The sequence below is a fragment of the Chitinophaga sp. 01L420 genome (assembly GCF_056399985.1).
In genome coordinates this window covers 1-12,616 of sequence record NZ_JBFTSK010000084.1, presented here as the reverse complement: position 1 = coordinate 12,616, position 12,616 = coordinate 1, and the positions used below count along the sequence as shown (strand labels likewise).

Below are 12,616 nucleotides of genomic sequence, written 5' to 3'. Positions count from 1 at the left end.
ATTGTTGCCGGAGCAACTACTGATATTTGGAGGTGAAGCGCTGGAAACAGCAGTAGTAGACAATATTCTTGCCGCCGGCAAGGGCTGTAAGGTTGTTAATCACTACGGTCCAACGGAAACGACTATCGGTAAATTGCTCCATGTAGTTAGCGATAGCATCGCTTATGGTAGTCATATTCCTATAGGTAAACCTTTCTCCAATACCCGTGCTTATGTTTTAAGCCCGGCCCTGGAACTATGTCCTGCAGGCGTTCCCGGCGAGTTATACATAGGTGGTGATGGAGTGGCAGCCGGATATCTGAATAATGTAACGCTGACGGATCAACGTTTTATCGATGATTCATTTAAGGGAGATGGAAAGTTATACCGCACCGGTGATGTGGTGAAATATGGTACAGATGGTAACATCCTGTTTATTGGCCGTGGAGATGATCAGGTAAAGATCCGTGGATATAGGGTAGAATTAGGAGAGATAGAACGTACCCTGAATGCCTTCGAAACAGTAGAGCAAGGTGTAGTGATGGTAAAGGCAGATGCTGTCAGTGATAAAACATTGGTGGGTTACCTAACGGTTACAGACGCTTTTGATAAAGAAGCGTTATTAGCTTATTTAAAAGCACAATTACCGGATTACATGGTGCCGGTGCAGCTGGTAGTGCTGGATCAATTTCCGTTGCTGAACAACGGAAAGATTGACCGCCGTGCTTTACCTGAGCCGGGAGCAGATAATATGGCTGCCGGTAGCTACATTGCACCGGCTACAGCACTGGAAACAGCGCTGGCGGGTATCTGGGCATCTTTGCTGGAAGTGCCACAGGTAGGGCTACAGGATGATTTCTTTGCACTGGGTGGCCACTCGTTGCTGGCTATTCGCCTGATCTCGGCCATGCGTAAACAATTATCGGTAGAGGTAACGATCGCTGATATCTTTGACTATCCTACTATTGCCCTGTTATCTGTACAGCTGGATCAACGTTCGGGTAATGTATTATTACCGGCTATTACCCGCAGGGAAAGACCATCACATATCCCACTTTCGTATAGCCAGGAACGTTTATGGTTCATCGATCAGCTGGAAGGAAGTGTACAGTATCATGTGCCTGCGGTGCTGCGGCTAACCGGTAAATTAAACCGGGAAGCATTGGCATCTGCTTTACAGGAACTGGTTAATCGTCATGAAATATTACGCACCGTTATAGCAGAGGAAGAGGGAAGGGCTTACCAGCGGATACTGGATGCCGGTCAGTGGCAGTTAATTATAACAAAAGACCCGGCATACAAGGTCCCTGCTGTTTTAAAGGAGCATGTTCAGTCGCTGATTGCCACCCCATTCGATTTGTCTGTTGATCACAAGTTACGGGCGCATCTGATGGTGTTGAACGAAGAGGAACATGTGTTGGTGGTAGTCCTCCATCATATTGCTTCGGATGCATGGTCTACCGGTATTATTGTGCGGGAGCTGATCATGCTGTATGACGCATTCACAGGCGTACATCCTGCTGCCCTGGCTCCGTTGCCCTTACAGTATGCAGACTACGCCATCTGGCAAAGAGCCTATCTGACTGGAGCATTACTGAGTAAAAAACTGGCATACTGGAAAAATAAATTAACAGGCGTTGGTACGTTACAGTTACCTACCGATTACGTAAGGCCGGCTACAACACATATGCGTGCAGCCACCAGTACATTTAGTCTGGATCCTTTATTGTATGCCCGCATAAAAGCGTTTTCACTTGAACAGGGTGTCACGCCATTTATGACGATGCTGGCGGTGTTAAAAATATTGTTACACCGCTATAGCGACCAGGATGATATCTGCGTGGGTACTCCGGTTGCCGGCAGGATGCAGGAAGAATCGGAAGGGCTGATAGGGTTCTTTATCAATACCCTTGCACTGCGTAGCCATCTGGGTAATAATCCATCTTTTGCAAGTTTCCTGCAACAGATAAAAGCAATGACATTAGGAGCTTACGAACACCAGGACGTACCTTTTGAAAAGGTAGTGGAAGCTGTTGTAAAAGAACGCGATACGAGCCGTAGTCCGTTGTTCCAGGTGCTGTTCTCTTTACAGAATGCACCGGAAGTGCCGGCACTCCGTTTAGGCGAAGTGATACTTACATCAGAACCGGGTACGCAGGCCATGGCGCAGTTCGACCTGCTTGTTGCTGTTGAAGAAAACAAAGAGCAGCTGAGTGGTAGCTTTGTGTATGCGGCAGATCTGTTCCGTGCAGATACGATAGACAGCATGATAGCTCATTTTAAAGCATTATTACGGGCTGCCATTATATCTCCCGGTGAAAAAATCGGCGCATTAAATATGCTGGAAGCGGTAGAGACACATCGCTTACTGAATGACTTTAATGACATGGTAACAGTCAGGCCGGAAGGTACGGTGATAGCTACTTTTGCAGAACAGGCTGCACATACCCCCGCTGCTACTGCTGTAGTGTTTGGTACAGCAACACTCACGTATAAAGAATTGGATGAGCGCTCCAGTCAACTGGCGCACTATCTGCAAAGTAAAGGTGTAAAAAAGGGAGCGTTGTTGCCCATCTGCGTAATGCCTTCTTTGGAAATGATAGTGGGCATCCTGGGTATCCTGAAAGCCGGTGCGGCTTATGTGCCGTTAGATCCGGAGTTCCCGACGCAGCGCATTGGGTATATACTGGAAGATACCCTTGCAGAAATAGTGTTAAGCAGCAGCGCCTGCGAACAGGTGTTGCCTGCATCGGTTCCCGGAGTGATATTGTTGGATAAGGATTGGGAGGATATTGTCCGGTATCAGGTAGATAATAATTACGACACACCTTCTTCCAGAGACCTGGCTTATATCATCTATACATCAGGCAGTACAGGTAAGCCTAAAGGGGTGATGATCTCACATGATAGTTTATTAAACTACCTGTTAAACAGCAAAACAAATTATATCAATGAGGATGATAATGTATCCGGCAGCTTTGTGCACCTCACTTATACCTTCGATGCGTCTCTCACTGCGATGTTTATGCCATTGATGGCCGGTAAGGCGATTGTGATCGGAGAGAAACGCACAGGAGATATATTTGAAGACCCTCAGCTATGGAAATACGCCCCTTATGACTTTATCAAATTAACACCGGCGCATATGCCACTGCTGGAAGTTGCCATGAGCAATCATCCTGGCGTGCACTTAACGAATAAACTGGTATTGGGTGGTGAAGCACTGCAATGGTCACATTTCCGGTATTTGTCGGAACAGATGCCGGATATCATGATCATCAACGAATACGGCCCTACTGAAGCAACGGTTGGTTGTAGTACGCACTCGTTCTATGCAAAAGGAAACCAGGAAGCACGTACAAAAAGTATATCTATCGGAAAGCCTATCGATAATGTACAACTATATATCACCGACAGGTATAACGGGTTGGCGCCTGTGGGAGTAGCAGGAGAGATCTGTATCGCAGGGGCAGGCCTTGCAAAAGGGTATCTGAATCGTCCGGAGCTCACGGCGGAAAAATTTGTGACGGATCCGTTCAGTCTGGAACCAGATATGAAGATGTACCGCACCGGCGACCTGGGCAGATGGTTGCCGGATGGTAATCTCGAATACCTGGGAAGAAAAGATGATCAGGTGAAAGTGCGCGGTTACCGTATTGAACCCGGGGAGATAGAAAGTGTTTTACAATCATGTGCACTGGTAGATCAGTGTGTGGTGCTGGCAAAAAGCGATACGGCAGATAATCACGCTCCTCAAGGCTATAGCCGGCTGGTGGCTTACATCATACCGCAGGGAGCCTTTGACAGAGCAGGTATCCTTTCATGGTTGGAAGTGCAGCTGCCTGTCTATATGATACCTGCTACGCTGGTGGAAATTGATCATTTACCATTAACGGCCAATGGGAAAGTGGATAAACAGGCATTGCTGGTGCTGGATGAGGGGAATATTTCCGCAGGTGGATACACGGCTCCACGTAATGAACAGGAACAGCTCCTGGCCGATATCTGGGAACGCTTACTGGAATTACCGCAAGTAGGCGTGGATGACAACTTCTTTGTGCTGGGTGGCCATTCTCTACTGGCAGTACGCCTCATGTCTGCTATAAAGAAAACAATGCAGGTGGAAATTAAGATAGGGGAAATATTTGATCATCCAACCATTGCAGCACTGGCACAGCTACTGAAAGGTCGCACTACTGCATCTTCAGAACCTCCATTGATTACCGGGGAAAGGCTGTCCCGTATTCCGCTTTCGTATAGCCAGGAACGTTTGTGGTTCATCGATCAGCTGGAAGGCAGTACCCATTATCATATACCTGCTGCGTTAAAATTGAATGGTGACCTGAACAGCGAGGGGCTGTTCTATGCCTTAAGTACTATAGTGAACCGTCATGAGGTACTGCGTACGGTTATAGCACAGGAAAATAATACCGCTTATCAGCAGATCCAGGATAAGGATCAGTGGCATTGGGAGATAGTAAATGAGCCGCGATTTAAAACAGATGATATTGCCTTACAGCAATACATTACCACTTTAATCAGCATGCCGTTTAATTTATCTGCAGATCATATGCTGCGTGCGCATTTAATCGTACTGGGAAAACAGGAGCATATACTGGTCATCGTGCTGCATCACATCGTATCTGATGGCTGGTCCATGGGTATCATTGTACGGGAACTAATGGAACTGTACAGTGCATATACAGATATGCGTGCTCACCGATTACCAGTATTGGATATACAATATGCTGATTATGCTATCTGGCAGCGTAAATATTTGTCCGGCTCCGTATTGGAGCAACAGTTGAACTACTGGGAAAGTAAGTTGAATGGTATAAGAGCATTGGAACTGCCAACAGATTATGCGAGGCCTGTGTTACAAAGTACACGTGGCGATATATTCCATTTCCAGGTGGATAACACATTAACTGCCCGGTTGCGCAGTTTATCATTGGAACAGGATACTACGTTGTTTATGACATTGCTGGCTGCGTTTAAAGTGTTTTTATTTCGTTACAGCGGGCAGGAGGACATCTGCGTAGGTACGCCATCAGCAGGTCGTACACGGGAAGAAGCAGAAGGTCTGATAGGTTTTTTTATTAACACGCTGGCCTTGCGTAACTCCCTGGATAAGACAGCTTCTTTCATCACTTTCCTGAAGCAGGTGAAGGAGAATACTTTGGAAGCCTATGCTCACCAGGAAATACCCTTTGAAAAGGTAGTGGGAACAGTAGTAAAAGAACGGGATATCAGCAGAACACCTTTATTCCAGGTAATGTTTGAGCTGCAAAACATTCCGCAAACACCCAGGCTTACATTGGGCAATCTAACTTTGTCTGAAGTGCCCATTGGGCATACCACTTCCAAGTTTGACCTGACTTTTGCGATGAGAGAAACACCGGATGGTCTGGAAGGGCATATTGAGTATTGCGTAGATCTGTTTACTACAGATACCATAGGTCGTATGCAGGCTCACTTTAAACAGCTGCTGCTGGCTATTACCGAAAAACCAGCACAACGGATAGATGAGCTAGAGATGCTGGATGCTGCTGAAAAGAAACTGGTGCTGGAAACATTTAATGCTACTGCATATGATTATCCGCAAACACTGCTCATTACCGATTTGTTTGAGAAGGCGGCGGCACAAACACCAGGAGCTACAGCACTGGTGCTGGGTGGTCAACAGCTCACTTACCGGGAATTAGACGAACGATCCAACCAGCTGGCACATTATTTACTCGGTCAGGGCCTCGCTGCCGGTAGCCTGGTACCGTTATGTACCAGTCGCTCTTTCGAAATGATTATTGGTATACTGGGCATCCTGAAAGCCGGAAGCGCTTATGTACCGGTTGACCCTGAATATCCTGCTGAAAGGGTGGGGCTTGTACTCGATGATTGCGGTGAACAGGGCGTTGTAGTAACAACAAGCGAGCATAAAAACCTGATAACCGGTGTTAACAGTGGAAAGCAGGTGATCTGCATAGATGAGCTGGAGACAACATTAGCATCTCAACACAAAACAAAGGTCGCCGGGATAATATCTCCTGAGGAGCTGGCATATATTATCTATACTTCCGGTTCAACCGGGAAACCAAAAGGGGTAATGATTCCGCATAATGCGGTGGTAAATATGATTTACAGCCGCAGCAGACAGTTTGGTATAACAAAGGATGATAAATTATTACAGTTCTATAATTATTGTTTTGATGCAGCGGCCGAACAGATTTATATGGCCCTGACGAATGGCGCTGCGCTGGTGTTAATCCCTGATGAAATCCGGTTGGATAAACAACTGTTCACTCAACTATTGGAACAGGAAGGTATTACGCACCTGGATGTAACCCCCGGATTTCTGGCTACACTTACTCCTGGTAAGTATGGACGGTTAAAACGGGTGGTTTCAGGTGGTGAAGCCTGTACTCCCCAATTGGCAAGTGTCTGGGCGGCATATGTTGATTTTTATAACGCTTACGGGCCAACGGAAACAACAGTTACTGCTACCGGGTATTTGTTTAACCGCCAGGATCATACCCTGACTGATACCGTACCGATAGGCAAACCATTGGACAATGTACAGGCTTACATATTGGATGATAGCGGACATGTGTTACCGGTAGGTATTCCGGGTGAGTTGTATTTAGGTGGTATACAGGTGGCAAAGGGATATCTGAATTTACCTCACCTCACTGCTGAGAAATTTATAACGGATCCATTCAGTACTGCACCTGCAAGTTTGTACAAAACGGGGGATCTGTGTAAATGGCTGCCAGACGGTAATATCGTCTACCTGAGCAGGAAAGATGAACAGGTGAAGGTACGTGGTTACCGTATTGAACTTGGTGAAATAGAAAATGTATTACTGGAAACTGGTTTGGTGAAACAGGGAGTGGTTGTGGCAGTAACAGATGATCAGCAAGGCCGGGATAAACGGCTGGTGGCGTATGTGGTGCCGGAAGGTGCTTTCGACAGAGAAGGGATACTCGCCGGATTACATAATAAACTACCCGATTATATGGTACCTGCGGTGGTAGTAGAACTGGGCGCATTACCCCTTACATCAAATGGGAAAATTGATAAAAAAGCGTTGCCTGTTATCGGTGCTGATAGCTTGTCTGTAGGCTATGTGGCGCCCCGTAATGAGCTGGAGCAGACAATTGCAACCGTATGGCAGGAAATATTAGGTATACAGCGTGTAGGCATACACGATAATTTCTTTATGCTGGGGGGCCATTCCCTGTTGGGAATGCGTGTAATAGCGGCCCTGGGGCAGGGAATAGGAATATCTATTAAATTATTGTTCCTGCATCCTACGGTAGCAAGACTGGCAGCTGCCTGCACAGGAGAGCATCTACCTCCGGTATCGGTGCTGGCTGCAGAAAGCAGGCCCGTACATATCCCGCTTTCGTATAGCCAGGAGCGTTTGTGGTTTATCGATCAGCTGGAAGGCAGTGTACAGTATCATATACCCGCTGTATTAAGATTAAAAGGTAACCTGAACCGCGAGGCATTGGCATATGCTTTACAGGAGATCGTAAACCGGCATGAGGCGCTGCGTACCATTATATACCTGGAAGATGGCAGTCCCTATCAGGAAATACAAGCCGCCGGGCAATGGCGGTTAAATGAAATACCCGGTGAAGCATATATTGGGGTGGATGCCTTGTACCCGTTTGTACAGGCATTGATAGAAGCACCTTTTGATTTGTCAGCAGATCATATGCTGCGGGCGCATTTAATTGTGCTGAAGGAAGATGAATATATATTGGTGGTAACATTGCATCATATTGCATCAGATGCCTGGTCTTCCGGCATCATTATACAGGAGCTGGTGGAATTGTATCGTGCTTATTTAGCATCACGCACAGCGGCGCTCTCACCCTTATTGTTACAGTATGCGGATTATGCCATCTGGCAACGGAAACATCTGTCCGGTACTGTATTGGGTAAAAAACTGGATTACTGGAAAGATAAGCTTTCCGGGGTCGCTACCCTGCAACTACCGGTAGATTATGTGCGTCCGTCAATACAAAGTAACGTAGGAGCAAACATAAGATGCCAGGTAGACGGCGTAGTGGCTAATGGATTAAAGTTATTATCGCAGCAGCAGGGCACCACTTTATTCATGACCATGCTGGCGGCATTCAAGGTATTGTTATACCGTTATAGTCATCAAACGGATATCTGTGTGGGTACTTCTACAGCTGCCCGCTCACACCGTGAGCTGGAAGGGCTGATAGGTTTCTTTGTCAATACGCTTGCGTTGCGCAGTGATCTGAGCAATAATCCTTCCTTTACGTCTCTGTTGCAACAGGTGAAAACCACAACCGTAGACGCTTATGCGCATCAGGAAGTGCCTTTGGAAAAGATTGTGGAAGCAGTGGTGAAAGACAGGGATGCCAGCAGAAGTCCACTGTTCCAGGTGATGTTTGTAATGCAGCATACATCGGATGCTCCGGCGCTGCATCTGGAAGAAGTGATTTTATCCGGAGAGGATTTTGAACATCATACTGCAAAATTCGATATCACCTTTTTTATAGCAGAGCAAGAGGAGGGGCTGGAAATAAGCATTGTATACCGTAGCCAACTATTCAGTGAAGACCGTATCCGCCGTATGGCAGGCCATTATGAGCAGCTGTTGCAGGGAGTGGTGAACAACCCGCTGCAACAGATCAATTATTTGCCGCTGTTAACATCGGAAGAAAAACAGTTACTGCCGGCGCTCACAGAAAAAAGGGTGCCTTATGCCCCAGATGAAACGATCCTGGATATGTTTGCGGCAGTGGTAGCCCGTACCCCGCAGGCCACTGCACTGGTGTTTGAAGGCCAGGCTATGAGTTACGAGGAACTGGATGCACGTGCTACCCGGTTGGCGGTTCATCTCCGCAAAAACGGCGTAGGGCCTAATACGTTAGTACCGCTGTTCATAGAACGTTCTGCTGATATGGTAGTGGGCATCCTGGGGATATTGAAGGCTGGCGGTGCTTATGTGCCTGTTGAACAGGATTATCCTATGGAGCGGATCAGTTATATTTTAAAAGATACCGCCGCAACGGTGATCGTGAGCAGTAGTAGTTGCAGGGGATTGTTGCCCTCAACAGCGGCGCAGGTGATTTCACTGGACGAAGATTTGTTGAACGATGCTGTTTCCGTTCTGCCTCATCCATCGGCTTCACAATTGTTGTATGTGATTTATACCTCAGGTAGTACAGGTGCCCCCAAAGGTGTTATGATCACTCATCGTAATTTGTCTGATTACCTTGCTGGTTTGCAGGCGGCCCTACCGATTGCTGATTGCCATTCGTTTGCTTTACTGACCGGTATCGCTACAGATCTGGGCAATACGGTGTTATATGGTTGCCTGGCCACGGGAGGGGAATTGCACCTGTTCCCGAAAGCCTTTATCAATGATAGTGACAAACTGCATGATTACTTTACCTCTCACCGGATAGATTGTATCAAGGTAGTACCTTCTTACTGGAAAGCAGTATCAGGCTCCGATAAACTATTGTTGCCGGAGCAACTACTGATATTTGGAGGTGAAGCGCTGGAAACAGCAGTGGTAGATAATATTCTTGCCGCCGGAAGAGGGTGTAAAGTTGTTAATCACTACGGTCCAACGGAAACGACTATCGGTAAATTGCTCCATGTAGTTAGCGATAGCATGGCTTATGGAAGTCATATTCCTATAGGTAAACCTTTCTCCAATACCCGTGCTTACGTTTTGAGTCCGGCCCTGGAACTATGTCCTGCAGGCGTTCCCGGCGAGTTATACATAGGTGGTGATGGAGTGGCAGCCGGATATCTGAATAATGTAACGCTGACGGATCAACGTTTTATTGATGATCCATTTAAGGGAGATGGAAAGTTATACCACACCGGTGATGTGGTGAAATATGGTACAGATGGTAACATCCTGTTTATTGGCCGTGGAGATGATCAGGTAAAGATCCGTGGATATAGGGTAGAATTAGGAGAGATAGAACGCACTCTGAATGCCTTCGAAACAGTAGAGCAAGGTGTAGTGATGGTAAAGGCAGATGCTGTCAGTGATAAAACATTGGTGGGTTACCTAACGGTTACAGACGCTTTTGATAAAGCTGAGTTATTAGCGTATTTAAAAGCGCAATTACCGGATTACATGGTGCCGGTGCAGCTGGTAGTGCTGGATCAATTTCCGTTGCTGAACAACGGTAAGATTGATCGCCGTGCTTTACCTGAGCCGGGAGCAGATAATATGGCTGCCGGTAGCTACGTAGCACCGGCTACTGCATTGGAAACAGCACTGTCGGGTATCTGGGCATCCTTGCTGGAAGTACCACAGGTAGGGCTACACGACGACTTCTTTGCTTTAGGTGGCCACTCGTTATTGGCTATTCGCGTCATCTCGGCTATGCGTAAACAATTATCGGTAGAGGTAACGATCGCGGATATTTTTGATTATCCTACTATCAGCCGGTTGTCTTTACAGTTAAGTCGGCGTTCGGAAAGCATATTAATGCCTGCAGTTATACGGGCAGAGAAACCGTCGCATATCCCGCTTTCGTACGGGCAGGAACGTTTATGGTTCATCGATCAGCTGGAGGGTAGCGTTTCTTATCATATACCTGCTGTATTAAGACTGACAGGACATTTGAACAGTGCTGCACTGGAGTATGCGCTGCGAACGATCGTTAATCGTCATGAAATATTGCGCACAATATTTATACAGGAAGAAGGAACGCCTTTCCAACAGGTGCTGCCCACTGACCAATGGAAGCTGATAGTAACGAATCATCAGCCATACCGCGATAATGCTGAGGCATTAACTGCCTACATTCAAACACTGACATCGGTTCCATTTAATTTAGCAACAGACCATAAACTGAGGGCGGAACTTATTGTATTAGAAGAGGAGGAACATATCCTGGTGATAACATTGCACCATATTGCCTCTGATGGCTGGTCTACCGGCATCATTGTAAGTGAGCTGACCGAATTATACCATGCCTTCATGGAAGGACGAATAGTTCAGTTGGCTGAATTGCCTGTACAATATTCGGATTATGCCATCTGGCAAAGGAAATATCTCACGGGTAATGTATTAGATAAAAAACTGGATTACTGGAAAAGTAAACTAACGGAGACGGCTATATTGCAATTACCTTATGATCACCTGCGTACGGTTGTAACCAGCAAGCGGGGGGCCAGCAGGCGCTTCTTCCTGGATCAGGATTTGGCGGCACAGTTGAAAACCTTGTCGCAGCAACAGGGGGTAACCATGTATATGACATTATTGGCGGCCCTGAAGGTATTGTTGTATCGTTATACCGGTGAGGAAGATATCTGTATAGGTACTCCCGCAGCCGGACGAATGCAGCAGGAAGTGGAAGGGTTGATCGGCTTTTTCATTAATACCCTGGCACTGCGAAGTGATCTGAAGGATGATCTTTTATTTAGCTCCCTGTTACAGCAGATAAAACAAACTACTTTAGATGCCTATGCGCACCAGGAAGTGCCTTTTGAAAAAGTGGTGGAAAGCGTGGTTACGACCCGCGACCTTACCCGCCATCCTTTATTCCAGGTGATGTTTGTATGGCAAAATACGCCTGATGCGCCTGCACTCAGGTTAGGAGAAGTGAAGTTATCATCCATGCCTCTGGAACATTCGCTGGCACAGCTGGATTTGACACTCTCCATGCAGGATAGTGAAGAGGGACTATATGGCAATATCGAATACTTTGCAGATCTGTTCAATGAAGAGACCATCGTACAACTGATATCACATTACGAAGCATTGTTGCGGGTGGTGGTACAATCACCTGACGAGCGTATCAGTACTTTGAGGCTATTGAGTGCAGCCGGGGAACAGGTATTGCTGGCAACACTTAATGATAACGTTGACGCCTATCCGGAAGATAAAGCACTCACCGCTTTGTTTGCAGAACAAGCTGTACTTCATCCTGCGGTTACCGCAGTGGTGGCAGGTGAACAAAGACTTACCTACGGTGAACTGGAGCAACGCTCCGACCAACTGGCCCATTACCTGCAACAGAATGGTGTAACTGCCGGATCATTTGTCGGTGTCTGTATTGAGAGATCCGTGGAGATGATAGTTGGGATATTGGGTATCCTGAAAGCCGGCGCTGCTTATGTGCCCATAGACCCGGACTATCCATCCGAAAGGATCATCCATATGTTAACAGATACCGGTGCAGAGATGGTATTAAGCAGCCGTGCGGGCAAAGGAGCGGTTGGGAATAAGGGCGGCGTTATCGTTGTACTGGATGAGGATTGGGATAAGGTGGCAGCTTTGCGTGTAACCGAACCGCTGAAAGCCATTCCTGCTACGGCAGCAGCTTATGTGATTTATACCTCTGGTTCTACCGGCAAGCCCAAAGGGGTGATCGCCATGCATGGTGGAGTAGTAAACCTGGTGCATTGTCAAAGCAAAGTATATCAGATTGGATCAGACGAAAACATATTAATGACATCTGATTATTGCTTTGATGCCTCTGTGGAACAACTGTTTTTTGCCTTGTTAAACGGAGCGACGCTGATATTGGTGGATAAGGAGATACAAGCAGATATGGCACTGTTTGAACAGTTCTTAAATGAACAACGGATCTCGCATTTAGAAGCCACACCAGGTCTTCTTCTT

General features: G+C 46.8%; 1 protein-coding gene. It reads left to right on the top strand.

Features of this window, described 5'->3' with window-relative positions:
• Positions 1 to 12,616 (top strand): amino acid adenylation domain-containing protein (locus AC1DP6_RS35440; RefSeq protein ID WP_477059128.1); only part of this gene is annotated, 12,616 nt, incomplete at both ends.